This is a genomic window from Rhabdaerophilum sp. (assembly GCF_046092605.1).
Lineage (GTDB): Bacteria > Pseudomonadota > Alphaproteobacteria > Rhizobiales > Beijerinckiaceae > Rhabdaerophilum.
Window position 1 is genome coordinate 1 of sequence record NZ_JBJTDY010000170.1, and the last position, 26,689, is coordinate 26,689.

28 protein-coding genes and 1 pseudogene are annotated in these 26,689 nt (G+C 64.5%); 15 read left to right on the forward strand and 14 right to left on the reverse strand.

From position 1 onward, the window contains the following. Positions 1 to 343: BrnT family toxin (locus tag ACKODO_RS13075; RefSeq protein WP_408983874.1), on the forward strand; the 343-nt coding region annotated here is incomplete at its 5' end. Continuing rightward, positions 322 to 675, forward strand: coding sequence for a BrnA antitoxin family protein (locus ACKODO_RS13080; RefSeq protein ID WP_408983875.1), 354 nt, complete (start codon positions 322 to 324; stop codon positions 673 to 675). The genes ACKODO_RS13075 and ACKODO_RS13080, both read left to right, overlap by 22 nt. Positions 676 to 784: 109 nt before the next feature. On the opposite strand, the gene ACKODO_RS13085 is transcribed toward ACKODO_RS13080, so the two are convergent. Then, positions 785 to 1,240 carry a GatB/YqeY domain-containing protein gene (locus ACKODO_RS13085; RefSeq protein WP_408983876.1) on the reverse strand — a complete coding sequence of 152 codons (456 nt, stop codon included), beginning with the start codon at positions 1,238 to 1,240 and terminating at the stop codon, positions 785 to 787. 156 nt (positions 1,241 to 1,396) lie between these two features. Between ACKODO_RS13085 and carA the strand changes: the two genes are divergently transcribed. The 3 genes from carA (at position 1,397) to ACKODO_RS13100 (ending at position 3,739) form a co-directional block, all read left to right on the forward strand. Then, entirely contained in the window at positions 1,397 to 2,617 is a 1,221-nt protein-coding gene (gene carA, locus ACKODO_RS13090) for a glutamine-hydrolyzing carbamoyl-phosphate synthase small subunit (protein ID WP_408983877.1), read from the forward strand. Between the two features lie 84 nt (positions 2,618 to 2,701). Further along, on the forward strand, positions 2,702 to 3,013 hold the full coding sequence (locus tag ACKODO_RS13095) for a c-type cytochrome (protein WP_408983878.1): 312 nt from the start codon (positions 2,702 to 2,704) through the stop codon (positions 3,011 to 3,013). Between the two features lie 21 nt (positions 3,014 to 3,034). Further along, positions 3,035 to 3,739 carry a class I SAM-dependent methyltransferase gene (locus ACKODO_RS13100; RefSeq protein ID WP_408983879.1) on the forward strand — a complete coding sequence of 235 codons (705 nt, stop codon included), beginning with the start codon at positions 3,035 to 3,037 and terminating at the stop codon, positions 3,737 to 3,739. 219 nt (positions 3,740 to 3,958) lie between these two features. On the opposite strand, the gene ACKODO_RS13105 is transcribed toward ACKODO_RS13100, so the two are convergent. From ACKODO_RS13105 to ACKODO_RS13115, 3 genes are read right to left on the reverse strand one after another with little or no spacing between them, the layout of a single operon-like run. Next, positions 3,959 to 4,369, reverse strand: a complete 411-nt coding sequence (locus ACKODO_RS13105) for a GtrA family protein (RefSeq protein WP_408983880.1) — start codon at positions 4,367 to 4,369, stop codon at positions 3,959 to 3,961. Beyond that, positions 4,348 to 5,406, reverse strand: coding sequence for a M48 family metallopeptidase (locus ACKODO_RS13110; protein WP_408983881.1), 1,059 nt, complete (start codon positions 5,404 to 5,406; stop codon positions 4,348 to 4,350). Before ACKODO_RS13110 ends, ACKODO_RS13105 begins: the two co-directional genes overlap by 22 nt. Positions 5,407 to 5,410: 4 nt before the next feature. Beyond that, entirely contained in the window at positions 5,411 to 5,968 is a 558-nt protein-coding gene (locus ACKODO_RS13115; RefSeq protein ID WP_408983882.1) for a LemA family protein, read from the reverse strand. Positions 5,969 to 6,230: 262 nt separating this feature from the next. On the opposite strand from ACKODO_RS13115, the gene carB reads away from it, so the two are divergent. The 3 genes from carB (at position 6,231) to ACKODO_RS13130 (ending at position 10,799) form a co-directional block, all read left to right on the forward strand. Then, positions 6,231 to 9,767 carry a carbamoyl-phosphate synthase large subunit gene (gene carB, locus ACKODO_RS13120; RefSeq protein ID WP_408983883.1) on the forward strand — a complete coding sequence of 1,179 codons (3,537 nt, stop codon included), beginning with the start codon at positions 6,231 to 6,233 and terminating at the stop codon, positions 9,765 to 9,767. 107 nt (positions 9,768 to 9,874) lie between these two features. Continuing rightward, positions 9,875 to 10,348: a transcription elongation factor GreA gene (gene greA / locus ACKODO_RS13125; protein ID WP_408983884.1), complete on the forward strand. Its 474-nt coding sequence runs from the start codon at positions 9,875 to 9,877 to the stop codon at positions 10,346 to 10,348. Beyond that, positions 10,320 to 10,799: a hypothetical protein gene (locus tag ACKODO_RS13130; protein WP_408983885.1), complete on the forward strand. Its 480-nt coding sequence runs from the start codon at positions 10,320 to 10,322 to the stop codon at positions 10,797 to 10,799. Before greA ends, ACKODO_RS13130 begins: the two co-directional genes overlap by 29 nt. Positions 10,800 to 10,962: 163 nt before the next feature. Here the strand turns inward: ACKODO_RS13130 and ACKODO_RS13135 are convergent, their stop codons facing one another. Then, positions 10,963 to 11,442: an Lrp/AsnC family transcriptional regulator gene (locus tag ACKODO_RS13135; RefSeq protein ID WP_408983886.1), complete on the reverse strand. Its 480-nt coding sequence runs from the start codon at positions 11,440 to 11,442 to the stop codon at positions 10,963 to 10,965. A gap of 118 nt (positions 11,443 to 11,560) precedes the next feature. Between ACKODO_RS13135 and ACKODO_RS13140 the strand changes: the two genes are divergently transcribed. The 3 genes from ACKODO_RS13140 to ACKODO_RS13150 all read left to right on the forward strand — a co-directional run bounded on the left by ACKODO_RS13140 (position 11,561) and on the right by ACKODO_RS13150 (position 14,593). Further along, positions 11,561 to 12,571, forward strand: coding sequence for a mitochondrial fission ELM1 family protein (locus ACKODO_RS13140; protein ID WP_408983887.1), 1,011 nt, complete (start codon positions 11,561 to 11,563; stop codon positions 12,569 to 12,571). A 15-nt stretch (positions 12,572 to 12,586) separates the two neighbouring features. Next, entirely contained in the window at positions 12,587 to 13,549 is a 963-nt protein-coding gene (trxB, locus tag ACKODO_RS13145) for a thioredoxin-disulfide reductase (protein ID WP_408983888.1), read from the forward strand. 153 nt (positions 13,550 to 13,702) lie between these two features. After that, positions 13,703 to 14,593 (forward strand): LysR family transcriptional regulator, encoded by an 891-nt coding sequence (locus ACKODO_RS13150; RefSeq protein WP_408983889.1) that lies wholly within the window; start codon positions 13,703 to 13,705, stop codon positions 14,591 to 14,593. Here the strand turns inward: ACKODO_RS13150 and ACKODO_RS13155 are convergent, their stop codons facing one another. The 7 genes from ACKODO_RS13155 to ACKODO_RS13185 form a co-directional block, all read right to left on the reverse strand. Continuing rightward, positions 14,594 to 15,352 (reverse strand): hypothetical protein, encoded by a 759-nt coding sequence (locus ACKODO_RS13155; RefSeq protein WP_408983890.1) that lies wholly within the window; start codon positions 15,350 to 15,352, stop codon positions 14,594 to 14,596. It abuts the gene before it with no gap. A gap of 103 nt (positions 15,353 to 15,455) precedes the next feature. Next, on the reverse strand, positions 15,456 to 16,412 hold the full coding sequence (gene msrP / locus ACKODO_RS13160) for a protein-methionine-sulfoxide reductase catalytic subunit MsrP (protein ID WP_408983891.1): 957 nt from the start codon (positions 16,410 to 16,412) through the stop codon (positions 15,456 to 15,458). 102 nt (positions 16,413 to 16,514) lie between these two features. Further along, complete coding sequence (locus ACKODO_RS13165) at positions 16,515 to 18,191, reverse strand: AMP-binding protein (RefSeq protein ID WP_408983892.1); 1,677 nt, start codon at positions 18,189 to 18,191, stop codon at positions 16,515 to 16,517. Positions 18,192 to 18,371: 180 nt separating this feature from the next. Then, positions 18,372 to 18,590, reverse strand: a complete 219-nt coding sequence (locus ACKODO_RS13170; RefSeq protein ID WP_408983893.1) for an Ada metal-binding domain-containing protein — start codon at positions 18,588 to 18,590, stop codon at positions 18,372 to 18,374. Further along, positions 18,587 to 19,537, reverse strand: coding sequence for a DMT family transporter (locus tag ACKODO_RS13175; protein ID WP_408983894.1), 951 nt, complete (start codon positions 19,535 to 19,537; stop codon positions 18,587 to 18,589). Before ACKODO_RS13175 ends, ACKODO_RS13170 begins: the two co-directional genes overlap by 4 nt. An 87-nt stretch (positions 19,538 to 19,624) precedes the next feature. After that, positions 19,625 to 20,638, reverse strand: a complete 1,014-nt coding sequence (locus ACKODO_RS13180; RefSeq protein ID WP_408983895.1) for a YcbK family protein — start codon at positions 20,636 to 20,638, stop codon at positions 19,625 to 19,627. Positions 20,639 to 20,680: 42 nt separating this feature from the next. Beyond that, entirely contained in the window at positions 20,681 to 21,883 is a 1,203-nt protein-coding gene (locus tag ACKODO_RS13185) for a pyridoxal phosphate-dependent aminotransferase (protein ID WP_408983896.1), read from the reverse strand. Here ACKODO_RS13185 and ACKODO_RS13190 point away from each other — a divergent pair. Together ACKODO_RS13190 and ACKODO_RS13195 are read left to right on the forward strand one after the other, a co-directional pair. Then, on the forward strand, positions 21,873 to 22,064 hold the full coding sequence (locus tag ACKODO_RS13190; RefSeq protein ID WP_408983897.1) for a hypothetical protein: 192 nt from the start codon (positions 21,873 to 21,875) through the stop codon (positions 22,062 to 22,064). The two genes, ACKODO_RS13185 and ACKODO_RS13190, sit on opposite strands and share 11 nt — an antisense overlap. Before the next feature lie 11 nt (positions 22,065 to 22,075). Beyond that, positions 22,076 to 23,050, forward strand: coding sequence for a Bug family tripartite tricarboxylate transporter substrate binding protein (locus ACKODO_RS13195; protein ID WP_408983898.1), 975 nt, complete (start codon positions 22,076 to 22,078; stop codon positions 23,048 to 23,050). Positions 23,051 to 23,087: 37 nt separating this feature from the next. Here the strand turns inward: ACKODO_RS13195 and ACKODO_RS13200 are convergent, their stop codons facing one another. Continuing rightward, entirely contained in the window at positions 23,088 to 24,266 is a 1,179-nt protein-coding gene (locus tag ACKODO_RS13200) for an SbmA/BacA-like family transporter (protein ID WP_408983899.1), read from the reverse strand. Positions 24,267 to 24,549: 283 nt separating this feature from the next. Here ACKODO_RS13200 and ACKODO_RS13205 point away from each other — a divergent pair, with 283 nt between their 5' ends. Then, positions 24,550 to 25,668 carry a PQQ-dependent sugar dehydrogenase gene (locus ACKODO_RS13205; protein ID WP_408983900.1) on the forward strand — a complete coding sequence of 373 codons (1,119 nt, stop codon included), beginning with the start codon at positions 24,550 to 24,552 and terminating at the stop codon, positions 25,666 to 25,668. 6 nt (positions 25,669 to 25,674) lie between these two features. Here the strand turns inward: ACKODO_RS13205 and ACKODO_RS13210 are convergent, their stop codons facing one another. Then, positions 25,675 to 25,935, reverse strand: a complete 261-nt coding sequence (locus tag ACKODO_RS13210) for a SemiSWEET family sugar transporter (protein ID WP_408983901.1) — start codon at positions 25,933 to 25,935, stop codon at positions 25,675 to 25,677. Between the two features lie 153 nt (positions 25,936 to 26,088). Here ACKODO_RS13210 and ACKODO_RS13215 point away from each other — a divergent pair. Further along, positions 26,089 to 26,689 (forward strand): annotated as a pseudogene (locus ACKODO_RS13215) (hypothetical protein); the annotation flags it as partial.

The window sequence follows — 26,689 nt, forward strand, 5'->3', positions numbered from 1 at the left end:
CTGTCCTGTCTGTCCTGTCTTTTTGGTTCAGCACGCGACTTGCAATCCAGCGAACCGCTGCGGGAGCGACGTCATGGAAGTAGAATACGATGAGGCCAAACGCCTCGCAAACATTGAAAAGCATGGCATCGATTTCAAAGCCTGCATTTCGGTTTTTCTGGATCGGCAGAGCTTCGACATCCGCTCTGATCGGGATAGCGAGCAACGCTGCATTCTGATCGGGGCATTGAACGGCCGGGTGATCGCGGTGGTCTATACGATCCGAGGCGAGAGGCTTCGAATTATATCTGCACGCAAGGCACGGAAAGAAGAGGTGGAAAAATGGCGCGCGAACATATCGTGACCTATATCGGCAAAGTTAGCGATGGGAGGCACGTTGTTCGCCATCCCGACGGCCGCCTTGAACTTCAGGAAGATCAGACCGACTGGGCGCGGCTCGATGCCCTCACCGAGGAACAGCTCGAACGCGTCATCGCGGATGATCCGGATTGGGCGGAGTTCAAGGATATCGACTGGGCAACGGTGGAGGTGAAACCCTTCGTGGCCAAGCAGGCCATCTCCATTCGCCTCGACCCCGATGTGCTGGAATTCTTCAGGAAGGATGGCCCCGGCTATCAGGGGCGCATCAATGCCGTGCTGCGGCATTACATGGCCGAGAAGAAGAAGGCCGGCTGAGAAAACCGGCCTTGAGAAATCCCCGTAATCCACAGGGTTCAGGCGATTCTGTCCAATCGCTTTGACATCAAACCAGACACCGCTTTCCGCCCGACGATGCGGCCAGAACTCACGCCGAAAGCGCCGCCTTCACGAGACCGCTGGCCTTGCCGAAATCCATCTGCCCGGCATGGCGCTCCTTCAGCAGCGCGATGACCCTGCCCATGTCCTTCATGCCGGCGGCGCTCGTGTCGGTGATGGCCGCCGCGATGGCTGCCTTCACCTCAGTTTCATCCATCTGCTTCGGCAGGAAGGACTGGATGACGGCGATTTCCGCCTCTTCCTGCGCCGCGAGTTCGGGGCGGCCATTGGCGTGGTAGATCGAGGCCGATTCCTGCCGCTGCTTGATCATCTTCTGCAGGAGCGAGAGGAGTTCGTCGTCGCTGGCCTTCTCCTTGCCCGCGCCGCGCGCCTCGATGTCGCGATCCTTGATGGCGGCCTGAATGAGGCGCACCGCACCGAGCTTCACCTTGTCACCGGCCTTCATCGCATCCTTGAGGGCGGCCATCACCGTATCGCGCATCATGTCACCTGAACTGGAAAGCACGGCAAAATCACCGGGCGAGCATTGATTTCGGGCAGAAGCTTCCTTAAGCGAAGGTCCGTTTCGCGCTGCGTCCGGCCCCATCGGCCCCGCGCCGCCCATCCAAGACATCGACCACCCTGAGCTCCGGTGAGTGCCATGACGACGATTGTCCCGCAATCCGAAAATCGCAGCGTCACGCCTGAACCGTGGTCGAAACCGGCCGTCACCGCCCTACTCGTGCTGGCGGATGGCACGGTGATCGAGGGCGAAGGCATCGGCGCCGTGGGCGAAGGCTTCGGCGAGCTCTGCTTCAACACCGCGATGACGGGCTACCAGGAAATTCTGACGGACCCCTCCTATTCCGGCCAGATCATCACCTTCACGTTTCCGCATATTGGGAATGTGGGCGTGAACGACGAGGATATCGAGACAGTCAACATGGCCGGCAGCACGGGCGTTTCGGGCCTCGTGCTGGGGGCTCCGATCTCCGACCCGTCGAATTACCGCGCGAGCCGGCACCTCGATGCGTGGCTGAAGACGCGCAACATCGTCGGCATTGCAGGGGTGGATACCCGCGCGCTCACCGCGCTGATCCGCGACAAGGGCATGCAGAACGCGGTTCTGATCCATTCCCCGGCGGGCATCTTCGATCGGAAGGCGCTGCAGAAAGCCGCGAAGGCCCTGCCCCCCATGGATGGGCTCGATCTCGTGCCGCATGTCACGGGTCCGCAGCGTTATGACTGGGACGAGACCACCTGGGCGTGGGGGGAGGGCTATGGTCGGCTGGAAAAGCCGGAATTCCATGTCGTGGCGCTCGATTACGGCATCAAGCGCAACATCCTGCGCCTGCTTGCCTCACGCGGCTGCAAGGTGACCGTGCTGCCGCCGAATTCCAGGGCCGAGGATGTGCTTGCGCTGAAGCCCGATGGCGTGTTCCTCGCGAATGGTCCGGGCGACCCCGCCGCGACCGGCCAGTATTCCGTGCCGACCATCCGCGGCCTGCTGGATGCGAAGGTTCCGACTTTCGGGATTTGTCTCGGCCACCAGATGCTGGCGCTGGCGATCGGCGCCAGGACCATGAAGATGCCGCAGGGCCACCACGGCGCCAACCACCCGGTGAAGGAGCACGCGACCGGCAAGGTTGAGATCGTCTCCATGAACCACGGCTTCGCGGTGGACCCCGCAACGCTGCCGGCCAATGCCGAAGAGACGCATGTCTCGCTCTTCGATGGCTCGAATTGCGGCATCCGCCTCAAGGATCGCCCGGCCTTCTCGGTGCAGCAGCATCCCGAGGCCTCGCCCGGCCCGGAAGACAGCCATTACCTGTTCGATCGCTTCGTTGCGATGATGCGCGCGAACAAGGCCGGGAAGGCCTGAATCTCCGGGCGCAAGCCGAATCCAGATCAAGGACATCCGGCGCTCGGAGCGGCATATCTTTTCGGATAACCGGGAGAACTTGCGATGTCACGCACCGCCCTGCTGCTTGTGCTGAGCCTCCTCGCCCTGCCCGCCGAGGCGCGCGACGCCAACAAGGGCCAGCGCCTGGCGAAGACGCTCTGCAGCCGCTGCCACGCCATCGGACCGGTAAGCAGCAGCCCGCACCCGCAGGCCCCGCCCTTCCGCGTGATCGCCCGGCGCTACAAGCCTGAAAACCTTGAGGAGGCTCTCGCCGAGGGAATCGTCGTGGGCCATCGCGACATGCCCGAATTCGAATTCACGGCCGGGGATATTGACGATTTCATCGCCTATCTGAACCGCTTGCGCCGGCGCTAAGGGCGTGGGACATCCCGGCGCATGAAAAGCTGGATCGATTACTGGAACGGCGACCATCCGATTTACGTGAATGAGCGGCACAAGGCGCTTCATTACCGCCTGCTCGCCGCCGACCTCGCGAGCCTGGTGCCCGATGCGGATGCCCTCGTGCTCGATTACGGGTGCGGGGAAGCGCTCGCGGCCGAACTCCTCGCCGGGAAGACGCGCCGCCTCACCCTGTCGGATGCCGCGCCGAATGTGCGCGAGAAACTCGCCGCGCGCTTTGCCGGCCACCCGCGTATCGCGGTGCTCCCGGATGAGCAGGTCCTCGCGCTGCCCGAGGCGAGCCTCGACCTGATCATCCTGCATTCCGTGGCGCAATATGTGCCGCGCGAGGATTTCCCCGGCCTGATCGAGCGCCTCGCGGAAAAGCTGAGGGATGGCGGGCGGCTGGTGGTGGGCGATATCCTGCCGCCCGATCTGCCCGCGACGACTGATGCGCTCGCGCTGCTGCGCTTCGGTTTCGAGGGTGGGTTCCTGATGGCTGCGGGGCTAGGCCTCGTGCGCGCGGCGCTCTCGGATTACCGCAAGCTCCGGGCTGATCTGGGCCTCACGCGCTACACCGAAGCCGAGATGCTCTCGCTGCTTGAGGGCCTCGGGCTCACCGCGCGGCGGCTCGAGCGCAATCCCGGGCACAACCAGTCGCGCATGGCCTTCATGGCGGTGAAGCTCGCGCCGCTGGAATAGCCTCGCAACCTCATGCCCAAGCCTGGCCCGCAGCGTCCACGACTTTGCCGCCGGAAATGACACGGAGGGGCGGAACAAGTCCGGCCATGACGGTGGAAAGGCGGTAACGCCATCGCCCTAGAGCGGACTCCGATCTGATGGAATGAGCTCGGATGCTTTATCTCTTTGTTTGATCGCATTTTCTTCGACCAACCGGTATCCAGTGGATCGGAAAATGCTCTAACGCCCCTCTCCGAAGCTCCAGTATTTGTGCGCGAGGAAGCTCCAGACCAGCACCACGCCCGTGGTCAGCACCTGTGCTGCGAGATACGGCACGCCCCATTGGCCGTGGATGAAGCTCATCAAGAGCCATGTGAGCACGAAGCCCACACCCGCGACCACCGCGAAGCGCCAGCCGGCCTCAGCGTGGCTGCGCGTCGCCTCGAAGGTCATCATGCGGTTGAGCGCATAGGAGACGATCCCGCCCAGCCCATAGCCCAGAAGCGTGGCCGGGATAACGGCCATCGCACCGGTTTCGACCAATCCGATCAGCGTGCCGTAATGCGTGATGGCCGCGAGGATACCCACGCCGAAAAACGCCGTGACCTGCCGGAGAAACCCCGTGCCCTTCATTGCGGCCGGCGGCCCCAAGGCCCCCGTTTCTCCACGATTTCCGGCAGAGCCTCGCGCTCACTGATGCGCGGCGGCCCGGGCGGCAGATGCCCGCCCGCATAGGCCTGCAAAGCATGGATGCGCTTGGTGATGGAGGGATGGGTCGAGAAGATATCCGCGAAATCATTCGGGTCGTTCTCGATGCACATATCCATCACGCCCGAGGGAACGCCGGGAATATCCGCGCGGCCCGAGATTTTCAGCAGGGCTGAGATCATCGCATCGGGGTTCTTGGTGAGTTCCACCGCGCCGGCATCCGCGAGATATTCGCGGGAGCGCGAGAGCGCGAAGCGGATCACCACCGCGAGAATCCAGGCGAGGATGAGGATCGCAATGCCGATCAGCACCGCAGCACCCTTGCCCGAACCACGGCTGTCGCCATTCGAGCCGCGATGCGTCACTTGTACATTCGAAAAGCGCTGGCCGCGCACCACCATCTCGCCGAAGAAGGAGACGACCCCCGCGATCAGCACGGCGACGATCATCAGCTTCACATCGCCATTGCGGATATGGGTCAGCTCATGCGCGATCACCGCTTCCAGTTCGGCATCATCCAGCGTTTCCATCAGCCCGCGCGTGACCGTGACGGTATACTGCTTCTCGTTGACCCCCGAGGCGAAGGCATTCAGCGCATCCGTGTCGATGATCTGAAGGCGCGGCACGGCCATGCCCCGCGAGATGCAGAGATCCTCCGTGAGCTTCCACAGACGCGGGGATTGCTCGCGCGAGAGCGGCGCGGAGCCCGTCGCCCAGCCGATCAGCGCGACATTCGCGCCATAACCGATCAGCACCCAGAGCGCGGTGATCGCCAGGGCGATGGGGGTGTAAACGAGCGTCTGTCGCGCGGCATGGGCGAGGTGATCGTCGAGCGGGGCAAAGCGTGTCTGCCCGTCGATGATGAGGGTGGTGCCGAAAGTCACCATCAGCACAAGCACGAAAAGGCCGGCGATCAGCACGTTCGATCGCCAGCGATTGCGCCGGATATGCGTGTAGAGCCCGAAGGCCTCGCCGATCATGGGCTCAGAACTTCACGTTCGGAGCCTGATCAAGGGTCTTGCGGCCATCCTCGCCCAGTTCGAAGAAGGTGCGCTCGGCAAAGCCCATGGAGCGGGCAAAGAGCACGGCCGGGAAGGCCTGGATCGCGGCGTTGAACTCGCTCACCGCGTTGTTGAAGAAGCGGCGGGCGGCGGAGAGCTTGTCCTCGACATTGGCGAGCTGGCTCTGCAGATCGAGGAAGTTCGTGTTCGCCTTGAGGTCCGGGTAGGCCTCGGACAGGGCAATCAGGCGACCCAGCGCGCCGGAAAGCTGCTGCTCGGCTTGCGCCTGCGCGGCCGTGCCCTCAGCGGAGATCGCCGAATTGCGCGCCTTGATGACCGCGTCGAGCGTTTCCTTCTCGTGGGTCGCGTAGCCCTTCACGGTTTCCACGAGGTTGGGGATGAGATCATGCCGCTGCTTCAGCTGCACGTCGATATCCGCAAAGGCCTGGCTGGCACGCTGCCGCAGGCTCACCAGTCCGTTATAGGTCGCGATCCCCCAGAAAAGGATGAGCACGATGACGCCGAGAACAACCCATTCCATGGTGTAAACTCCCTCATGTGAGGCGCCCTGCCGCGCCCTGCCTGACGCGCGAGACCATAGCATCATCCGACGATCACTCCAGAGGCGGCGTGCGCCGCCCCTCCATCCACGCTTTTTCCGCGACAGGCGGGGCTTTTTCGCTTGGCCCGCCTTCGCCTTCTGGCTATAGCGGCGGCTTAGCATCCCATTGAGTGATCCCTCCCCGCCCGCGCGGCTGCAAATGCACGGGTGCGGAGGAACGCGCATCCTGAGTCCGTGAGCCATGCCGAAACGCCAAGACATCCACACGATCATGATCATCGGGGCGGGCCCCATCGTGATCGGGCAGGCCTGCGAATTCGACTATTCCGGCACGCAGGCCGTGAAGGCGCTGAAGGCGGAGGGCTACCGGATCGTTCTGGTGAACTCCAACCCCGCCACCATCATGACCGACCCGGAACTGGCGGACGCGACCTATGTCGAGCCGATCACCCCGGAAGTGGTCGAAAGGATCATCGCCCGCGAGCGCCCGAAATGCCCGCCGGGCAAGGTTTTCGCGCTGCTTCCGACCATGGGCGGGCAGACGGCTCTGAACTGCGCGCTCTCGCTGCAGAAGATGGGGGCGCTGGAGAAGCACGATGTCGAGATGATCGGCGCCACCGCTGATGCCATCGACAAGGCCGAGGATCGCGAGCGCTTCCGCGAGGCCATGACCAAGATCGGCCTCGAGACACCGAAATCCCGCCTCGCCAACGCGACCGAACTGAAGAAGAAGAACCGCGAGACCTACAGGGCGGAACTCGCCGCGATCGCGGCCGGCCCCGGCTCGGCCGAAGAGAAGGCCAAGGCCCGCGAGGCTTTCGAGCGGCAATGGAGCGCCGGCGAGAAGGAGCGCGGCAAGCGCTACCAGGAATTCGCGCTCGGCTCGGCCATGATGGCGCTGACCGATATCGGCCTGCCGGCGATCATCCGCCCCTCCTTCACGCTGGGCGGCACGGGCGGCGGCATTGCCTATAATCGCGAGGAATTCCTCGACATCGTGGAGCGCGGCCTCGATGCCTCGCCGACCAACGAGGTGCTGATCGAGGAAAGCGTGCTCGGCTGGAAGGAATTCGAGATGGAGGTCGTGCGCGACAAGCGCGACAACTGCATCATCGTCTGCTCCATCGAGAACATCGATCCGATGGGCGTGCATACGGGCGATTCGATCACCGTCGCCCCGGCATTGACGCTGACGGACAAGGAATACCAGCGCATGCGCAACGCCTCGCTGGCGGTCCTGCGCGAGATCGGTGTCGAAACCGGCGGCTCGAACGTGCAATTCGCGATCAACCCGGCCGATGGCCGCATGGTCGTGATCGAGATGAATCCGCGCGTCTCGCGCTCCTCGGCGCTGGCGTCGAAGGCCACGGGCTTCCCCATCGCGAAGGTCGCGGCGAAACTCGCTGTGGGCTATACGCTCGACGAGATCGCGAACGACATCACCGGCGGCGCGACGCCCGCCTCCTTCGAGCCCTCGATCGATTACGTGGTGACGACGATCCCGCGTGTCGCCTTCGAGAAGTTCCCCTCGACCGACCCGAATTTTGGCATCCTCACGACCTCGATGAAGTCGGTCGGCGAAAGCATGGCGATCGGCCGCACCTTCCACGAGAGCCTGCAGAAGGCGCTCCGCTCCCTCGAAACCGGCCTCGACGGCCTCGACGAGATCGAGATCGAGGGCCTCGGCAGGGGCGACGACAAGAACGCGATCCGCGCGGCGATCGGCACGCCGACCGCGAACCGCCTCCTCTATGTGGCGCAGGCCATGCGCCTCGGGTTCTCGAACGCGGAAATCCACCAGAGCTGCAGGATTGATCCGTGGTTCCTCGATCGCATCCGCGAGATCGTGGACACGGAAGCCCGGGTGAAGGCCCATGGCCTGCCGCCGGATACCGAGAATTTCCGCCTGCTCAAGGGGATGGGCTTCTCCGATGCGCGCCTCGCCGCGCTCGCGAACATGGAGACGACCGAGGTGCGCGCGAAGCGCCGGTCGCTGGATGTGCACCCGGTCTACAAGCGTATCGATACCTGCGCGGCCGAGTTCGCTTCCCCCACGGCCTATATGTACTCGACCTACGCGCCACCCTTCGCGGGCAAGCTCGCGGATGAGGCGCGCGTCTCGGACAAGCAGAAGATCGTCATCCTCGGCGGCGGGCCAAACCGCATCGGCCAGGGCATCGAGTTTGATTATTGCTGCTGCCATGCCAGTTTCGCGCTCAGGGATGCCGGGTTCGAGACGATCATGATCAATTGCAACCCGGAGACGGTCTCGACCGATTACGACACCGCGAACCGCCTTTACTTCGAGCCTCTCACGGCAGAGGACGTGCTCGAGATCATGGACAAGGAGCGCGAGGCCGGCACGTTGCTGGGCGCCATCGTGCAGTTCGGCGGGCAAACCCCGCTGAAGCTCGCCCGCGCGCTGGAAGAGGCACAGGTGCCGATCCTCGGGACATCGCCGGACGCGATCGACCTCGCGGAGGATCGCGACCGCTTCAAGCGCCTGCTGGATAAACTCCAGTTGAAGCAGCCGAAGAACGGCATCGCCTATTCGGTGGAGCAGTCGCGCCTCGTGGCGGCCGATCTCGGCTTCCCCTTCGTGGTGCGCCCCTCCTACGTGCTCGGCGGACGCGCCATGGCGATCATCCGCGAGCAGGAGACCTTCGACGATTACCTCCTCGGCACGCTCCCCTCGCTGATCCCCTCGGAGATCAAGGCGAAATACCCGAACGACAAGACCGGGCAGATCAACACCCTGCTCGGCAAGAACCCGCTTCTCTTCGATCGCTACCTCTCCGATGCGATCGAGGTGGATGTGGACTGCCTCTCGGATGGCAAGGACGTCTATATCTGCGGCATCATGGAGCATATCGAGGAAGCGGGCATCCATTCGGGTGATAGCGCCTGCTCGCTGCCCCCGCGCTCGCTTTCGCCGGAGATGATCGCCGAACTCGAGCGCCAGTCCCGCGCGATGGCGCTGGCGCTGGAAGTCGGCGGCCTGATGAACGTGCAATACGCCATCCAGGGCGGCACGATCTATGTGCTCGAAGTGAACCCGCGCGCCTCGCGCACCGTGCCCTTCGTGGCGAAGGTGGTGGGCCACCCCATCGCGAAGGCCGCTTCGCTGGTGATGGCCGGCGAAAAGCTCGCAACCTCCGAGGCACCCATTGTCTCGGCGCTGCGCGGCGCTTTCGCCAAGGGCGCGCCGAAGTTGAACCATGTGGGCGTGAAGGAAGCGGTCTTCCCCTTCGCGCGCTTCCCCGGCGTCGATACGGTGCTCGGCCCCGAAATGCGCTCGACCGGCGAGGTGATCGGGCTCGATCGCAGCTTCGGCGTGGCCTTCGCAAAGAGCCAGCTCGGCTCGGGCACGAAGGTGCCGACCGTCGGCCGCGTGTTCGTTTCCGTGCGCGATGGCGACAAGGATCGCCTGCTGCCTTCCGTGAAGATGCTCTCGGAGCTTGGCTTCAAGCTGATCGCAACGGCCGGCACGCAGAAATATCTCACAAGCCATGGCCTCGAATGCGAGCGCATCAACAAGGTGCTCGAAGGGCGCCCTCATATCGTAGACGAGATCAAGAACGGTTCGATCCAGCTGGTCTTCAACACCACCGAAGGCGCGCAGGCCATGAATGACAGCCGTTCGCTCCGCCGGGCTGCCCTCTTGCAGAAGGTGCCCTATTATACCACCTTGGCGGGAGCGATGGCGGCAGCCGAGGGGATTCGGGCCTATCTGGCCGGTGACCTCGAGGTGCGTGCGCTTCAGGACTATTTCGCCTGAACGCCAGCCATCGGCGGGTTCGCGAGGTTGCGGGCCCTTTCGTCTGGATCTTCATCGCTTCCCGAAACATTCTCGGGGGTGAAATCTTGTTGTTTCTGGAGGGTGCGATGGACCGCATTCCGATGACCGGAAGGGGCTTCAGGGCCCTGGAAGAAGAACTGAAGCACCGCCAATCGGTGGAGCGTCCGCGGATCATTCTCGCGATCCAGGAGGCGCGCGCGCATGGCGATCTCTCGGAGAACGCCGAATATTCGAGCGCGAAGGAAGCGCAGTCGCTGAACGAGGGCCGGATCACCGAGCTCGAGAGCATCATCAGCCGCGCCGAAATCATCGATGTCACGAAATTGACCGGAAATACGGTGAAGTTCGGCGCCACGGTGAAACTCGTGGACGAGGACACCGAGGAAGAAAAGCAATACCAGATCGTGGGTGATCTGGAGGCGGATGTGAAGTTCGGCCGCGTTTCGATTTCCTCGCCCATCGCCCGCGCGCTGATCGGCAAGAAGGTCGGCGACAGCGTCGAGGTCAACACGCCGGGCGGAGGCAAGAGCTATGAAGTGGTCGAGGTCGCTTTCCGCTAGGGTCGCCGCAGCCGGTGCGCTGGCGCTGATGCTGGCCGCTCCGGTTTCTGCAGCACCCATCGCGCGCATCAGCGCGGTGGTGGAAAGCGGCGTTTCGCCCGCGGCCATGGTGCGGCAGGCCCTGCCGCGCTACCTCGCTGCCGAACTGGCGCGCGCGGGAGCCGATGGCTTCCCGCCGGGAGCACGGCTCGAACTGGTGATCCGCGAGATCTATCTCTCGCATGATGGCGGCATGCCCTTCGGCACCACCAATGATTTCAGCCTTATGCCGGATGCCATCACCGGTGTGACGCGCGTGCTGGATTCGCGCGGCAGGGTGCTGGTGGAAAGGCGCGCCTTCGCGACCTCCGCGCCGGATTCCGCCGGCTTCGGGCCGGGCAACGAGGCGCGGCGGGTGGATGCGCTGTTGCGCGCGCTCGCCTATTGGGTGGCGCGTGATATCGCCCGTTAGAGCGCAAACCGATCTGATTGAATCAGATCTTGCGCTCACTCTTCTTGTTTTCGCATCCGCTTTTTCCGCCAACCGGTATCCACTTGGCGGGCGGATGCTCTAGCTTTTTCGTATTCTTCGCATTTTTTCTCACAAACCCGTGACCGCTTCGCTGGAAAACGCCTCAGGACGATGGCCCGAACGGGACGAGCCCCTTGTCCTTCACCTTGGTGAGAGTGAGGGCCGTGCGCACATTTCGCACGTTGGGCGTGGTCGTGAGATCGTTCACGAAGCTCTGGAACGCCTGAAGATCGGTCGTGACGCATTTCATCACGAAATCGATATCGCCGGACATGGTCCAGCATTCGCGCACCTGCGGCCAGTTCGCGATGCGGGTCACGAAGGCCTGGAGATCCGCGCCGGATTGGCTCGCGAGCTGCACGAAGGCGAAGCAGACGACCGAATAGCCGAGCAAGGCGGGGTCGAGCATCGCGCGGTAGCCCTGGATCAGCCCGGCTTCCTGCAGCGCGCGAACACGGCGCAGGCAGGGTGGCGGCGTGAGCCCCACGCGGCGGGCAAGTTCGACATTGGTCAGCGATCCATCTGCCTGCAACTCGGCCAGAATTTTCCAGTCGAGGCTGTCAAGCTGAAGGCTCCGCGTCATGGCATTCCCGGATCAACGGCGAATCGCGCTTGCCCGGATGGACAAGCTGCGACCTTTCCGACGATAAACGCGGCGTCGGCGCGAAACAATAATGCGCGTTGGCGAAAGAGAGTTTCGTGTGGCCCCATCCCCTGAAATCCGCTCCCTGGCCGAAGCGCGGGAGGCCCTCGCGGGAAAGCGCGTCTGGCTGGTGACGGATGGCAAGATGGGCGACCTCGTGCCGGGCCTTGGCCTCACCGAGCGGCTGGGCCTCGAAGCGGAGAGCCGCGTGGTGGCGTCGCGCAGGATTTTCACGGCTTTCATGCCCTGGGGGCCGATCGACCCGCGCGAGGCGCCGGGCGTGGCGGGCTCGCCACTTGCGCCGCCCTTCCCCGATATCGCGATCGGCGTGGGGCGCAGGGCGGCGAGCTACATCCGGCATCTGAAAAGCGCGAGCGGCGGACGGATCTTCACGGTTTTCCTTCGCGATCCACGCTCCGGCGCGCGCATAGCGGATTTCCTCTGGGTGCCGCTTCATGACCGGCTGCGCGGCCCTAATGTGATGACCACGCTCACAACGCCACATCGCTTCTCGCCGGAGAGGCTCGCGAGCGCGGTCGCGCCATGGACGCCGGATGGCAGGCCGGTCCTCGGCCTGCTGATGGGTGGAACCTCCAAGGATTTCCGTTTCTCGCCGGATGATGAAATGCGGCTGATCGCGCAACTCAGGCAGGCGATCGGCGAAGGCTGGCGGCTTGCCGGCACGCCCTCGCGCCGCACGCCGCAGAGCGTCACGCGCGCGCTTTCCACCCTCTGCGCGGAAACGGGCGGCTGGTTCTGGAATGGCGAGGGCGAAAACCCCTACCCCGCCCTGCTCGCCCGCAGCGATGCCCTGCTGGTGACGATGGAATCGACCAACATGCTGGGCGAAGCGGTGGCCACCGGTCGGCCGGTGCTGGGTTTCCGCCTCACGGGAAAATCGCGCAAGCTTGACGAATTCTGGCGTGGACTGGTGGGGGCCGGCGCGGCCCGCCTCTTTCAGGGAAGACCGGAACGCTATAGCTATGAGCCGATCGACGCGACGGGGATCATCGCGGTCGAACTGGCCCGACGCTTCCTTGCGCACAGGGCCGGGCAAGGCCAGATCTAGGAACAGGGTTTCACCATGAGCGCGAACCACGCGAAGGTCATCGTCATCGGCTCCGGCCCGGCGGGCTACACAGCCGCCATCTATGCCGCGCGCGCCATGATGAAGCCGATGCTGATTTCCGGCTTCGAGCCCGGTGGCCAGTTGATGATCACCACGGATGTCGAGAATTATCCCGGCTTCGCAGAGGCCATCCAGGGCCCGTGGCTGATGGAGCAGATGCGCCTGCAGGCCGAGCATGTCGGCACGAAGATGGTTTCGGATCACATCGTGAGCGCCGATCTTGCGCGCCGGCCCTTCACGCTGCAGGGAGATAGCGGCACCGCCTATACCTGCGACACCCTCATCATCGCGACCGGCGCCAAGGCCAAGTGGCTGGGCATCCCCTCCGAGGAGAGTTTCAAGGGCTTCGGCGTTTCGGCCTGTGCCACCTGCGACGGCTTCTTCTATCGCGGCAAGGATGTGGTGGTGGTCGGCGGTGGCAATTCGGCCGTGGAAGAGGCGCTCTACCTCTCGAACCTCGCGAAGACCGTGACGGTGGTGCATCGCCGCGACAGCTTCAAGGCCGAGCGCATCCTGCAGGAGCGGCTTTTCGCCAAGGAGAACATCTCGGTGCTCTGGGACAATGCCGTGGACGAAATCTGCGGCACCACCGCGCCGCCGGGCGTTACCCATCTGCGCCTCAGGAATACCCGCACCGGCGCGCTGACCGAGGTGAGGACGCATGGCGTGTTCGTGGCCATCGGGCACGAGCCGGCCTCCGGCCTCTTCAAGGGCCAGGTCGAGATGAAGGAGAATGGCTATATCAAGGTCGTTCCCGGCACCACACAGACCAATATTCCGGGCGTGTTCGCCGCCGGCGACGTGGCCGATGACACCTACCGGCAGGCGGTGACCGCCGCCGGCCTCGGCTGCATGGCCGCGCTTGAAGCGGATCGCTTCCTGATCGCCAATGCGACACAGAAAATCGCGGCGGAGTGATGCGAGCGGCGGAAGCCGTTGAAATCCTGTCCTCCGGTGACGATTGCGGTTTGCCCTCTTGCTTTCACGGGCGCAGTCTGATCTAGGCTATGCAAATTTCGCAGAGTGGGAATGCAAATCCGCATTTTCCTGTGCAGCGGGCTGGAGTGCCGCATGGATTGGGATCGGGTCAGGATTTTCTATGCCGCGGCGGAGGCGGGCAGCCTCACGCGGGCCGGCGAAATGCTGGGTTTGTCGCAATCGGCGGTATCGCGGCAGGTCTCGGCGCTCGAGAACGAACTCGACGTGCCGCTGTTCCATCGCCATGCGCGCGGCCTCGTGCTCACCGAGCAGGGCGAGATGCTGTTCCGCACGGCGCGCGAACTCGTCTCGAAGCTGGAACAGACGCGCCTCAGCCTCACGGATAGCCGCGAGAAGCCGAACGGCGAATTGAAGATCACGGCGAATGTCGCGCTGGGCGGCATCTGGCTCACGCCGCGCCTCAGCGAGTTTCTCGATCTCTATCCCGATATCAAGCTGCAGGTTCTGCTGACCGACGATGAGCTCGATCTCGCGATGCGCGAGGCGGATGTGGCCTTGCGCCTGCGCGCGCCGCAGCAGGCGGATCTTATCCGCCGCCGGCTCTTCGCGGTGCATTTCCATGTCTATGCCTCGCCGGATTACCTGAAGCGCTTCGGCACGCCGAAGGTGGTGGCCGATCTCGACGAGCACCGCCTCGTGGCCTTCGGCGGCGACATCCCGAGCTATCTCGCGGATATCAACTGGCACTGCACGGCCGGGCGCGAGCGGCGCGAGCCGCGCCAGCCGGCGCTGGTGGTGAATTCGCTCTCGGCCCTGCTCAACGCGGCATCCAGCGGCGCGGGCATCGCCGTCCTGCCGGATTACACGGTGGATCAATCCTCGCCGCTGGTGCAGCTGCTGCAGGGCGAGACCATGCCGCAGCTCGATTGCTACCTCGTCTTCCCGGAAGCGCTGAAGGGCGTCGCCCGCGTTCAGGTCTTCCGCGATTTCATGGTCAGCAAGGCGCAGCGCTGGGTCTACTGATCAGGCCACCGCGCGCGGCCCCTGCTGATGGGTGTCGAAGGCGAAGACCTTCGGCGGGGCAACCATCATGTCCATGCTCAGCGGGAAGGATCGCCAGTAGAGCGTCTGGCGCATGCCGCCCTGCACAACCTCGTAGCTGCCGCGCTCCGGCTGCGGCGAATGCAGCACGCGCCGCATCAGCATGCCGAGACCGGTGTTGATGGCATAGAGCGGATCGAGCACCGATTTCCGCAGGTAATCGCTCTTCTGCACGCCGCCGATGAAGCGCAGGAATTCCCGGTTCAGGCTGACGATCGCTCCCGAGGTATCGGTGACGACGATGCTGCTCGGCGAATGCTCGATGAAGGTCTCGAGGAAACCCGAGAGCACCCGCGCGTTCTGGGCCAGTTTCTGCGGCGCCGGGAGGCGCTTGAAGATGCCGACGATGAAGCGCTCCTCGCCGATGACCTGCAGGCAGCAGGCGATCTCGACCGGCGATTTCGTGCCGTCGCTCTTCACGAAAGGCAGGATGATCGGGCCGGCATGGCCCACGCGCGCCGCCTCGCTCCAGTGCTGGAAATACTGCTCCATCTCGCTGGGGTCGAGCGCGGCTGCGAGTTGCTCCACGCTGATCTCGTGGATGCGCGTGCTCTCGAACTCCCGGCCGAATTCGAGACGCATGATGTTGGTCTGAAGGTTCAGCAGCCACTTGTTCACGCCGACAAGCCGCTGCAGGCGGGAGACGAGTTCCGAGCGATGGTTCGAGATTGGGCCGGACATCGGCACCTCCTCAAGGATATACACCCCTGAGTTGTATATTGCCGCCGATTCGTTACCCGATTGTTGAAGCGATTCCCGAGTTTCCGGCGCTTCGAGCCGGATTTCACGCCCAGAGGCGTTCCTTCTCCAAACCCTTATAGAGATCGGCGACATAAGACCCGTAGCCGTTGAAGAGCTGCGTGGGAATGCGGCGGTTCTCGCCCAGCACTTCCTCGGTCGCCTGGCTCCAGCGGGGATGCGCGACTTCGGGGTTCACATTGGCCCAGAAGCCGTATTCGGCTGATTGCAGCACTTCCCAGAAGCTCTTCGGGCGCTCTTCGGTGAAGGAGATGCGCTTGATCGACTTGATGGATTTGAAGCCGTATTTCCACGGCAGGGCGAGGCGGATCGGCGCGCCATATTGCTTGGGCAGCGGCTTGCCGTAGATGCCCGTGACGAGGAAGGCGAGTTCGTTCGCGGCCTCCGCGATCGTCAGCCCCTCGACATAGGGCCAGGGATACCAGATCTGCCGCTGGCCCGGCGCGATGCGTGGATCAACAAAGGTTTCGATCCGCAGGTATTTCGCGCTTCCCAGAGGTTTCGCGCGGTCGAGGAAGGCCTTCATCGGAAAGCCCGACCACGGCACGGTCATCCCCCAGGCTTCCACGCAGCGGAAGCGGTAGACCCGCTCCTCGCGCGGCATGGCCGTGATCAGATCGTCGATTCCGATCTCGAAGGGCTGCTCCACGAGCCCGTCGACCTTGATCGACCAGGGCCGGGTCTTCAGCCCCTGCGCCTCCTGCCAGATGCTCTTGGTGGTGCCGAATTCGTAGAAATTGTTGTAGCGCGAGGTGATGCGCTCGGGCGTGAGTTCGCGCTCGACGGTATAGGCCGCGTTGCGCGCATAGGGGTGGAGATTGTCGGTCGGCGCAGGATCGTTCGCCATGGCCGCACGCCCGCCGGCGAGCAGCAGACCCGCCGCGCCCACGCCCTTCATGAGCGAACGGCGATTCATCGCGATCGCTTCGGGCGTGACCTGATGTTCCGGGATTTCCCAGCCGCGGCGACGGATGATGGGCATGGCGAAGCTCCTGCGCTGCGAACCAGGTCCGGGAGGTTAGGGTGCCTCCCTGCATCGAACAAATCAAATCAGCGTGGGGGTGCCGTCATCGCACCCCAGGTGTCACGTCACCATCTCGTCGCGCAGCATGCGGCGCAGCACCTTGCCCACCGGCGTCTTCGGCAGGGCATCGCGGAAATGGATCACCTTCGGCACCTTGTAGGCGGTGAGGTTCTCGCGGGCATAGGCGCGCACGGCATCGGCCGTGAGATCGGGATCGCGCTTCACGATATAGGCCGCGACCGCCTCGCCCGATTGGTCATCCGGCACGCCAATGACCGCCACCTCGATCACGCCGGGATGGGAGGCGAGGACATCCTCCACCTCGTTCGGGTAGACGTTGAAGCCGGAGACCAGGATCATGTCCTTCAGGCGGTCGACGATCTTGAAGAGCCCGTCCGGCTGCAGCACGCCCACATCGCCCGAGCGGAAGAAGCCATCCGGCGTCATCACCTTCGCGGTCTCGTCCGGCCGGTTCCAGTATCCGGCCATCACCTGAGGCCCGCGAATGCATATCTCGCCCGGCTCCCCCATCGGCACGCTGTTGCCCTCGGCATCGCGGAGGTCGAAATCGGTGGACGGCACCGGATAACCGATGCCGCCGGTGAAATCCTGGATATCCGGGCGGTTGATGGAGGCCACCGGCGCGGTTTCCGAAAGGCCATAACCCTCGACGATGGCGCAGCCCGTGAGCGCCTTCCATTTCCGCGCCACGGCCTGCTGGGTGGCCATGCCGCCGGCCACGGAAAAGCGCAGCTTCGAGAAATCGAAAACCTTGATATCCGGATGGTTCGCCAGCGCGTTATAGAGCGTATTTACGCCCGACATCAGCGTGAAACGCGTGCCCTTGAGGATCTTGATGAAACCGGGAATGTCGCGTGGATTGGCAATCAGCAGGCAGGCCGCGCCCATCTTCATCATGAGGAGGCAGCAGCAGGTGAGCGCGAAGATGTGATAGAGCGGCAGCGCCGTGACCATCACGTTGTTCGGTACGGCGCGGATGGCCCAGCCGAGGAAGGCATCCGATTGCACGACATTCGCCGACACGTTCCGATGCGTCAGCGTCGCGCCCTTCGCCACGCCCGTCGTGCCGCCGGTATATTGCAGGAAGGCCACGTCATCGAGGGTCACGTCCACCGGGCGCAGCCCCGCGCGGCCACCCACGGCGATCACCTCCATGAAGGACACCGCCTTCGGGATGGACCAGGCGGGCACGACCTTTTTCACATGCTTCGCCACGAAGGAAACGATGGCGCCCTTGAAGCCCAGAAGATCACCCGCGCGGGCCACGATCACCTTCTTCACGCGCGTCTGCGGCAGGACCTCCTGCACGACATGCGCGAAATTCTCGAGCACGATGATGGCTTCCGCGCCGGAATCATTGAGCTGATGCGCGAGTTCGCGCGCGGTGTAGAGCGGGTTCACGTTCACCACCGTCAGACCCGCCATCAGCACGCCGAACAGGCTCGCCGGATAGGCCATGACGTTCGGCATCATGATGGCGACGCGGTCGCCCTTCCCGAGCCCCTGTGCCTGCAGCCAGCCGCCCACGGCGCGCGCCTTCTGCTCGATTTCGGAATAGGTCAGCGCCTTGCCGAAGGAGATGAAGGCGGGCTTTGCCGCATTTTGCCGGAAGCTTTCCTGCAGCAGGGCATTCAGTGTCGGCAGCCTCGCGACATCGATCTCGGTCGGCACGGCATCCGGGTAATGAGACAGCCAAGGGCGCGCAATCGCATTCATTCCAATCCTCCCCGAACCACCGCTCCAGACGATGGCCATTGTTCTCGCACGCCCGGTTGACCGGAACATTGTTTAGTTATGAACCAATTACGCTTTTATCACGGAAAACTAAAGCGTCCAGCCCCTCAAGCAAGCGCAAGCGGGAAAAGCCGGGATTGCCACGCGAAATGGGGGTGGAAATCAGGGCCGGCAGCGCTTGCAGGGCCGGAATCCGGCCTCCAGGCAGGCCTCGCGCCCCTCCAGGAAGCGGATGTTCTCCCGCTTCGGGCGCGCCGGACAGACCGGACGGCAGAAGATGCCCGTGCTCGTCACCGCCACGAGGAAGCAGCCTTCGGCGGCGGCATCGCGCGCGAGGAAGGCCGCCCAGCGGGTTTCATCGGTCACGAAATCCGGGGTCATGTCGTTGCCCTCCGGCGAAACAGGCGGCCATCGATCAGCCCGAGGCCGAGCCCGATCGTCGCCATGCCGAAGGCCTGCGACAGCGTGAGCCGCTCTCCCAGGAACAGGGTGCCCAGCAGGATGGCGCTGACCGGGATGAGAAAGGTGACGAGCGCGAGGTTCGTTGGCCCGGCCTTCACCAGCACCCGGAAGAACAGGATGTAGGCGAGAGCGGTGGAGAAGATGCCGAGGGCCAGGATGGACATGATCGCCGGGGTGCCCGGCAAGGGCAGGAGCCAGGGTTGGTCGATCAGCAAAACGAGCGGCGCCAGCATGAGGGTCGAGCCGATCATCTGCCCGGTCGCGGCCACGAGTGGCGGCACCGCATCCTTCTGCAGGCGCCGGCCCCACCAGCCGGAAATGGCATAGGAAGTCGTGGCTGCGAGCATCGCAAGCTGCGGGATGATCTCGACGGCGCCGAATTCGCCCCAGTCCCGCGCGAGCATCAGGGCGACGCCGCCCATGCCGACGAGCACGCCGGTGGCCTTCATGGGCGTCGCGCGCTCGGCGCCTGCCAGGTGCAGCAGCGCCACCGTGAAGAGTGGCGTCGTCGCGTTGAGGATGGAGGCAAGACCGCTGGGGATATGCCCCTGCGCCCAGACGATGAGCGAAAACGGCACCACGTTGTTGAACAGCGCCATGCCGAGCACCGACAGCACGAGACGCCGTTCGAGCCGGAAGGCCGGGCGCAGCACCGCCAGCACGGCCAGCAGCACGAGCGCCGCGATGACCACGCGCGCAAAGACGATGGTGAAGGGTGGCCATTCCCTGACGGCAATGGCGATGAAGAAGAAGGACCCGCCCCAGAGCATCGAGAGAAAGCCGAGCGTCAGCCAAAGATCCGCGCTCATCGGCTGGGAGGCCATGGGTGGAGCGGGCGGCGCGGCGGGCTTCGGCTGGTCGGTCATGCAGGACTCACGGGAGGCGGTCGGAAATCCAGTCCTAGGCCCGTTCGCTTCCGCGCTCCACCCGAATTCGCGCGCCTTGGCCCTGCCTCAGCCGCGCTGGGAGAAGCGGAAGCGAAAGCCGCATTGCGACCAGTTCCGGGGCTCGCCAATATCGATATGCACGCTCTTGGTGTGGCAATAGGTGCCCACGCCGCCCGCTTCCGGCAGGCTGCGCAGGTAGCGTGCGAGATCGGCGCGGGGAACACCCGGCATGTAGAAATCCGCCGCCATGCACTTGCGATGATAGGAGCCAAGCCGGCCGCGATAGCGTTGACCCGATGTGATGATCGGTGTCGTGCCGAAGCGGTCGCCAGCCTTGCGCACAAGCGCCATGAGTTCCGGCTTGAGACAGGCGATATCGACGTAATCCGTCTGCCTTTCCACATTCATCGGCTCGGGCGTGCGCTCCTCCTCCTTCTCCAGCTCCTCTGTGGTGGTCTCCTGCTGCTGAAGGGGGGGCTGTCGCATCGGGCGGAAGCCGGGGAAGGGAAGCGAGGCCAGCATGGTCGGGCGCTCGGCGAAGGAATCAAAATCGACGGCTTCCGGCGGCGACTCCGCGGGCGCCTCGGCCTGCTGGGCCGGCGGCTCCGGCTCTGGCGCGGGCACCGGCGTGCCGGGCCGGCGCGGAGGCAAGGGAAGATCGGGCACGGCCAGGAGCGGACCGGCAGGCACGCCCGGCGCGGAGGATTGCGGCGCCGGAGATTGCACCGGAGCCGGCGCGTTGGCCGGAGAAGATGCGGCAAGCGGCAGGACGGGCGCAGGCAAAACAGCCTCGAGGCCGGGGGGTCGAGGTGCCGGCGCGGTCGGATTCTGCACCACGGTCATGCGCTGGGGTGGCAGAGGCAGTTCCGGCGCGGGCAGGGCATTCAGCGGCGGGATTGCGAATTCGGCATCCTCCTCGGCGTCAGCCTGAGGCGCGATGTCGGTCTGCTGCGGCATTCGGAAAATCGAGAAGATGCCAGTCTGCGCCTCGACCACGGACGCAGCCGGCAGGAGGCCGAGCCAGAGCAGAACGCCGCAGGCAAGGCTCCGCATCCGGCCCTTGAGGGAACGATTCCGCAACGGCACCATGGGAGGGGCCACTACCGCCAACCGGCCCCTGCCTCAGGTGAGCAAGGCGCAGAAGCGCTGGATGCGGCGCCCCGCCTCCTCAAGCTTCTCGTTGGATGTGGCATAGGAGACGCGGAAGTTGGGGCCGAGACCGAAGGACGAGCCGTGAACCGTCGCGACGCCTTCCGCGGCGAGAAGTTCCATTACGAAATCCTCGTCGGTGGCGATCACCTTGCCCGAGGGCGCCTTCCTGCCGATCAGGGCGGCGCAGGAGGGATAGGCATAGAACGCGCCTTCCGGCTTCGGGCAGGAGAGGCCCTTCGCCTGGTTCAGCATGGAGACGATGAGATCGCGCCGTGTCTCGAAGGCCTTCTTGCTCATCGGGATGAAATCCTGGGGGCCGTTCAGCGCCTCCACGGCCGCCCATTGCGAGATTGTGGAGGCACCCGAGGTCTGCTGGCCCTGCACCAGATCCATGGCCTTGATGAGGATTTCCGGGCCCGCCGCATAGCCGATCCGCCAGCCGGTCATGGCATAGGCCTTCGAGACGCCATTCATGGTGAGGGTGCGGTCATAGAGTTTCGGCTCGACCTGCGCCGGGGTGGTGAATTCGAAATCGCCAAAGACAAGGTGCTCGTACATGTCGTCGGTCAGCACCCAGACATGCGGGTGGCGAAGGAGCACATCCGTGAGCGCCTTCAGTTCGGCGCGGGTATAGGCCGCCCCGGTCGGGTTCGACGGCGAGTTGAAGATCATCCACTTGGTCTTGGGGGTGATGGCCTTCTCCAGCGCTTCCGGCTGGAGCTTGAAGTTCGATTCCATGCCGGCCGTGACGAGCACCGGAGTGCCGCCACAGAGCAGCACCATCTCGGGGTAGCTCACCCAGTATGGCGCCGGGATGATGACCTCGTCACCCGGGTTCAGCGTGGCCATGAAGGCGTTGAACAGCACCTGCTTGCCGCCCGTGCCCACGATGGTCTGGCTCGGCTTGTAATCGAGGCCGGTCTCGCGCTTGAACTTGGCAGCGATCGCCTCGCGGAGCGCGGGGATGCCCGAGACGGGCGGATACTTCGTCTCGCCGCGCTGGATGGCGGCGATGGCCGCCTCCTTGATGTTCTGCGGCGTGTCAAAATCCGGCTCCCCCACCGAAAGCGAGATCACATCCTGGCCTTTCGCCTTGAGATCGCGCGCGAGTTGCGTGATCGCGATGGTCGCGGATGGCTTGATGCGGCTCAGGGCGTCGGCAATGAAGGCCATGGTGATGCTCTCCGGGAACGGGCGGATCAGTTTCGCGCGCAACTATTTTGATCAGCCGGGGGCTGGCGTTCGGCGCTGCTCCGCTTTATGTCTCTTGCCATGGGCCATCAAGGCCAAAGGGGGCAAAAAGCCGATCGGGATCGGATTTTTCGATCGGCTTCCCTTTCTCAACATCGTCTAGGGAGTGAATTCATGCTCAACCGTCGCCAGACGCTCGCTTGCGCGGGCGCTGCATTCGCCTTTCCGTTTGTGGCCCGTGCCCAATCGGGCTTTCCCACACGCACCATCACGATGGTCGTGGCCTACCCGGCCGGCGGTCCGACCGATGTCATCGCGCGGATCGTCGCCGCGACGATCGAGGAGGATCTCAAGCAGAAGGTGATCGTGGAGAACCGCGCCGGCGCGGCCGGCTCCATCGGCACGCGCGCGGTGGCGCAGGCCGAGCCCGATGGCCATACCATCACATTCGGCAACAACCAGACGCACGGCAACAACATGCTGCTGATGAAGCAGCCGGGCTATGACGCGATCGCCGATTTCGCGCCGCTCGCGGGCGCGGGAGCCTTCCCTCACGCCCGTGTGGTGAGAAACGACCTGCCGGCGAAGAACCTGCAGGAACTGATCGCGCTCGCGAAGAAAGAGCCGGGCAAGCTGAACTATGGCTCGACCGGCAATGGCTCCGGTTCGCATCTTTCCACCGAGTTGCTGATGCGGCGCGTGGGCATCCAGATGCAGCACATCCCCTATCAGGGTGCTGCGCCCCTGGTGCAGGACATTATCGGCGGGCGGATCGATGTGTCGCTCTCCACCCTGCCGAGCGTGCTGAAGCAGATCGAGGCCGGCCAGATGCGTGGCATCGGCGTGGCCAGCACCCGGCGCGCCTCGCAGCTTCCGAACATGCCGACCTTCCGCGAGCAGGGCGTCTCGAATGCCGATGCGGAGAGCTGGGCCGGCTTCTTCGCGCCCGCGAAGACCCCTGCACCGGTGATCGATCGACTCTCCCGCGCGATCATCAAGGCGATGCAGACCGAAGCCGTCTCCAGGAAGATCACCGATATGGGCTTCGCGCTGGATATCCGCCCGCCGGCGGAGTTCCGGGCCTTTCTCAAGCAGGAAATGGAGACCTGGGCGGATGTGGTGAAGGCGATCGGCCTGCAGCCCGTCTGAGGCCGCGCAAAAACCGGACGAGCGCGATGCCGGCGGATCACTCCGCCGGCATTTTCACGACATTGTTCAGCATGATCTCGGGGCGCTCCGCCGGTGGGGCCGGTTCGGCCGGATAGAGGTTCCCGGAAAGCTCGTCCTCCAGCGCGTCGATCACGTCGACAACCCGGCCGGCCGAGGCATACCAGAGGGCCACCTGCCTGTAATTGTCCACAAGCCAGGAAAAGGCCATCTGCGTCTGCTGGAAGGCCGCGCCGAGACTCACGAGATCGCCGAGGGTCAGCCCGCCCGCGAGATATTTTGGTGTCGCCAGCACGATGGCGAAGAGCGGCACCAGCACGCCATTGCCATTGGTGAACCAGGTGATGCGCGTGTGATATTGCACGATGCGGCGCGAACGCTCGACGACATTCCCGTAGGTATCGAGAATGGCCTGATGCCTGGCGGCCCCGCCACCTTCGGCCCGCACCTTCTCGGCATGTTCGCGCAGATGCGTCAAATCGAAGCGCAGGCGCGCCTCGCTCTCGTTCTTGCGGGCAATGGCGCCCACCAGCGGCCGGCCAACCCAGACGATCGCCGTGGTCATCGTCAGGCCATAGAGCACCGCCGCCAGCACCATGAAGGCCGGAATGGTCAGCGTCGTGCCCGAGATGGTCAGGGTCATCGAGCCACCGACCTTCCACAGGATGCCGATGAAAGCGATGAGCGCCAGGGCGGCCGAGAAGAAGCCAATCGCGAAATCCACCAGAGGGTCCAGCGCCACGCGCGCGTCATCCGCGATGCGATATTCGGGGTTCGGCGGCTCGCGGCCCTTCTCCTGCATCTGCCGGTAGCGGTCGCGGTCGATCCAGCGGGCGACAAGCGCCTTCACCACATATTCGCGCCACAGGACCTGCAAGGTCTCGCGCATGTAAACGACCAGAGCGCCGGCCCCCGCCCCGCCCAACACCAGCAGCGGGACCAGAGCCAGCACGAAAAAGGCGCGTGGTCCGTCCTTCGCTTCGAGCGCATTGAAAAGGCCCGATTGCCAGCGATTGATGCCGATATTGACGAAAAGGACGAGGATGAGCCCCAAAGCGAGGCCAAAGGTGTAGAAGAAGGCCCGCGACCGTGTCGCGCCCTGCCAGAAGCCGCCGGCCACCGCCCAGAACCGGCGGACGACATCGCGCTTGCGATGTTCGGAGAACGGCGTGAAGGCGCGGCTCGAATGGTCGCCCATGCCGCTCATTCTCTGCCGATCGCGGGCCTTCTGCCCCCGCTGCCGAAACTCGTCACACGCGTCTCCCGTCAGCCTGCCGGTTGATCCCGCAGCATCCTTATCCGTTCGAAAGCCAACCTGACATGAACAGGAAGGCCCCCTCGCTGGACGCATCAGGGCAAATTATGGCGGAGATGGCAAGTCCGGGAAACCGAATCGCGGAAACCGCGCGGGATCGGTGGTGGTTGAGGCGGCGGGCTTTCGCGCTATCTTCAGGCCTCTTCATCCGCCGAAGGAGTTGCCGATGCCCCGCCCCGTGACGCTGCTCGTGCTGGTCGCGCTCGCCGGATTGCCGACGCTCCCCGCCCTGGGACAGCCAGCGGAGGAGCCAAAGGTGGAAGTGGTCGCGCGCGGCCTCGTGAACCCCTGGGGCATGGCCTTCCTGCCCGATGGCCGTGCATTGGTGACCGAGCGGCCGGGGCGACTGCGCATCGTGAACCTGCGCGCCGGAGCGGCCGGGGCGCCCATCACCGGGCTTCCGCCGATCGCAGCCATGGGACAGGGCGGATTGCTCGGGCTCGCGCTCGATCCGGATTTCGCGACCACGCGGCAGGTCTTCCTGTGCTTCGCAGAAAGCCGCGATGGCGGCACCGGAACGAGCGTGTTCCGTGGCAGGCTTTCGGCAAGTTTCGCGGCCCTGGAGGAGGGCCAGGTGATCTTCCGGCAGATGCCGGCGGGCAATACCAGCCGGCATTTCGGCTGTCGCCTTGTCTTCGGGCGCGATGGCACCCTCTTCATCACGCTCGGCGATCGCGGGAACATGGAAAAGGAAGCGCAGAACCTCGCCAACCATATCGGCAAGGTCATCCGCATCACGAAGGACGGCACGGTTCCGCCCGACAATCCCTTCGTGAACCGCACCGATGCGAAGCCGGAAATCTGGTCCTACGGGCATCGCAACGTGCAGGGCGCGACGCTGCACCCGGAAACCGGGCGGCTCTACACCATCGAACATGGGGCGCGCGGCGGCGACGAGATCAACCAGCCGCAGGCCGGCAGGAATTACGGCTGGCCCGTCATCACCTATGGCATCGATTATTCCGGCGCGAAGATCGGCGAGGGCACCCGGAAGGCCGGCATGGAGCAGCCGCTCTTCTATTGGGATCCGTCCATCGCCCCTTCCGGCGCGATGTTCTATACCGGCGACAAATTCCCGAAATGGCGGGGCCATCTCTTCACCGGGGCGCTGGCGGGCCAATTGCTGGCACGCCTCGAGATGCGCAACGGGCAGGTCATCGGCGAGACACGCATGCTGGAGCGCGAGGGAGACCGCATCCGCGACGTGGTGCAAGGGCCGGATGGTTACATCTACCTGCTGACGGATGACCGCGAGGGGAAGCTGCTCCGCCTCGTGCCGCGGTGAAACGGCTCAGCCGAAGCGCAGTTTCATCACGAGAATGGCGAGCACGGGGACCAATGTGACGGTGTTCGCGCCGATGAGCGGCCAGGAACCGATCAGAAATCCGTAGATCAGCCACAGCGCGATTCCCACCGCGAGCATGCAATACATGGTGAGCGAGATGGCCGCGGTCTCGCGCGTGCGCAGCACCTTGATCGCCTGGGGAATCCAGCAGAGAGTCGTGATCGTCGCGGCGAGGGCACCGATGAGTTCGATCGTGGCGGGAGACATCGGGGGGCTCGCGGCGGAATCGGGAAGAACGGCTTCGCCTTGTCGATGGCGCAAAGCGGGGAATGAAAGCAAGTGTCAGTTCCTGTCAGGAGCCCCACGATTCTTGCCGCTTCCGGACTTGCCCCCCGCAGCCGGAGAAGCCATCTAGAGGGGATGGCGAAATCCCCGAAACCCTCGCGCGGCAAGGCTTCGCGGCCAGAGCTTCAACCACTCGACCCGCATCTCGCGGCCTTGCTCAATCCTGCCCTGAACCAGCCGGCGAAATCGCATCCCGGCGGGCGCGGCTTCGGCGAGAGGCCGCAATCGGGCTATGCCGCTGGTCCCGTGACGGGCGTGGACCCCAAGCTCGTGGCCTCCCTGGGCCTGCCGGACGAGGTGCCACTGTCGCGCAAGCGCGATGTCGCGACCGAACCCGCGCGCTACGATGACATTGCCGGCGCGAAGCCGCGCCGTGTGATGCAGGGCAATGTCGTGCCGCTGCTGCCCGACGATGCGCGCATGGGCGGGGGGCTCGACGGCATCTCGGAAGCGGATGCCCTCACCTCCACCGTGGGCGTGCAGGCGACACATGATGCGCTGCAGGAATTGCTGAAGAACGGCAATCCGCTCTTCCGCGAGAAGAAGGTCTGGGCGCCGCATCGCCCCGAGCGCCCGGCCAAGAGCGAGGGCGGCATCCGCTTCACCGTCAAGGCGCCTTTCGAGCCGCGCGGCGACCAGCCGGAGGCCATCCGCCAGCTGGTCGAAGGTGTTCAGC

Excerpts from the sequence above, each read along its gene's own strand:
- ACKODO_RS13135 (WP_408983886.1), bottom strand. The coding sequence starts at position 11,442 with ATGACGCGGAGCCTTCAGCTTGACAGCCTCGACTGGAAAATTCTGGCC.
- ACKODO_RS13195 (WP_408983898.1), top strand. The coding sequence starts at position 22,076 with ATGCTCAACCGTCGCCAGACGCTCGCTTGCGCGGGCGCTGCATTCGCC.
- carB (WP_408983883.1), top strand. The coding sequence starts at position 6,231 with ATGCCGAAACGCCAAGACATCCACACGATCATGATCATCGGGGCGGGC.
- ACKODO_RS13100 (WP_408983879.1), top strand. The coding sequence starts at position 3,035 with ATGAAAAGCTGGATCGATTACTGGAACGGCGACCATCCGATTTACGTG.
- carA (WP_408983877.1), top strand. The coding sequence starts at position 1,397 with ATGACGACGATTGTCCCGCAATCCGAAAATCGCAGCGTCACGCCTGAA.
- ACKODO_RS13165 (WP_408983892.1), bottom strand. The coding sequence starts at position 18,191 with ATGAATGCGATTGCGCGCCCTTGGCTGTCTCATTACCCGGATGCCGTG.
- ACKODO_RS13080 (WP_408983875.1), top strand. The coding sequence starts at position 322 with ATGGCGCGCGAACATATCGTGACCTATATCGGCAAAGTTAGCGATGGG.
- msrP (WP_408983891.1), bottom strand. The coding sequence starts at position 16,412 with ATGCCCATCATCCGTCGCCGCGGCTGGGAAATCCCGGAACATCAGGTC.
- ACKODO_RS13110 (WP_408983881.1), bottom strand. The coding sequence starts at position 5,406 with ATGATCGGCGAGGCCTTCGGGCTCTACACGCATATCCGGCGCAATCGC.
- ACKODO_RS13115 (WP_408983882.1), bottom strand. The coding sequence starts at position 5,968 with ATGGAATGGGTTGTTCTCGGCGTCATCGTGCTCATCCTTTTCTGGGGG.
- ACKODO_RS13200 (WP_408983899.1), bottom strand. The coding sequence starts at position 24,266 with ATGGGCGACCATTCGAGCCGCGCCTTCACGCCGTTCTCCGAACATCGC.
- ACKODO_RS13190 (WP_408983897.1), top strand. The coding sequence starts at position 21,873 with ATGAAGGCCATGGTGATGCTCTCCGGGAACGGGCGGATCAGTTTCGCG.
- ACKODO_RS13205 (WP_408983900.1), top strand. The coding sequence starts at position 24,550 with ATGCCCCGCCCCGTGACGCTGCTCGTGCTGGTCGCGCTCGCCGGATTG.
- trxB (WP_408983888.1), top strand. The coding sequence starts at position 12,587 with ATGAGCGCGAACCACGCGAAGGTCATCGTCATCGGCTCCGGCCCGGCG.
- ACKODO_RS13170 (WP_408983893.1), bottom strand. The coding sequence starts at position 18,590 with ATGACCCCGGATTTCGTGACCGATGAAACCCGCTGGGCGGCCTTCCTC.
- ACKODO_RS13185 (WP_408983896.1), bottom strand. The coding sequence starts at position 21,883 with ATGGCCTTCATTGCCGACGCCCTGAGCCGCATCAAGCCATCCGCGACC.
- greA (WP_408983884.1), top strand. The coding sequence starts at position 9,875 with ATGGACCGCATTCCGATGACCGGAAGGGGCTTCAGGGCCCTGGAAGAA.
- ACKODO_RS13085 (WP_408983876.1), bottom strand. The coding sequence starts at position 1,240 with ATGATGCGCGATACGGTGATGGCCGCCCTCAAGGATGCGATGAAGGCC.
- ACKODO_RS13155 (WP_408983890.1), bottom strand. The coding sequence starts at position 15,352 with ATGTCCGGCCCAATCTCGAACCATCGCTCGGAACTCGTCTCCCGCCTG.
- ACKODO_RS13175 (WP_408983894.1), bottom strand. The coding sequence starts at position 19,537 with ATGACCGACCAGCCGAAGCCCGCCGCGCCGCCCGCTCCACCCATGGCC.
- ACKODO_RS13130 (WP_408983885.1), top strand. The coding sequence starts at position 10,320 with ATGAAGTGGTCGAGGTCGCTTTCCGCTAGGGTCGCCGCAGCCGGTGCG.
- ACKODO_RS13095 (WP_408983878.1), top strand. The coding sequence starts at position 2,702 with ATGTCACGCACCGCCCTGCTGCTTGTGCTGAGCCTCCTCGCCCTGCCC.
- ACKODO_RS13150 (WP_408983889.1), top strand. The coding sequence starts at position 13,703 with ATGGATTGGGATCGGGTCAGGATTTTCTATGCCGCGGCGGAGGCGGGC.
- ACKODO_RS13210 (WP_408983901.1), bottom strand. The coding sequence starts at position 25,935 with ATGTCTCCCGCCACGATCGAACTCATCGGTGCCCTCGCCGCGACGATC.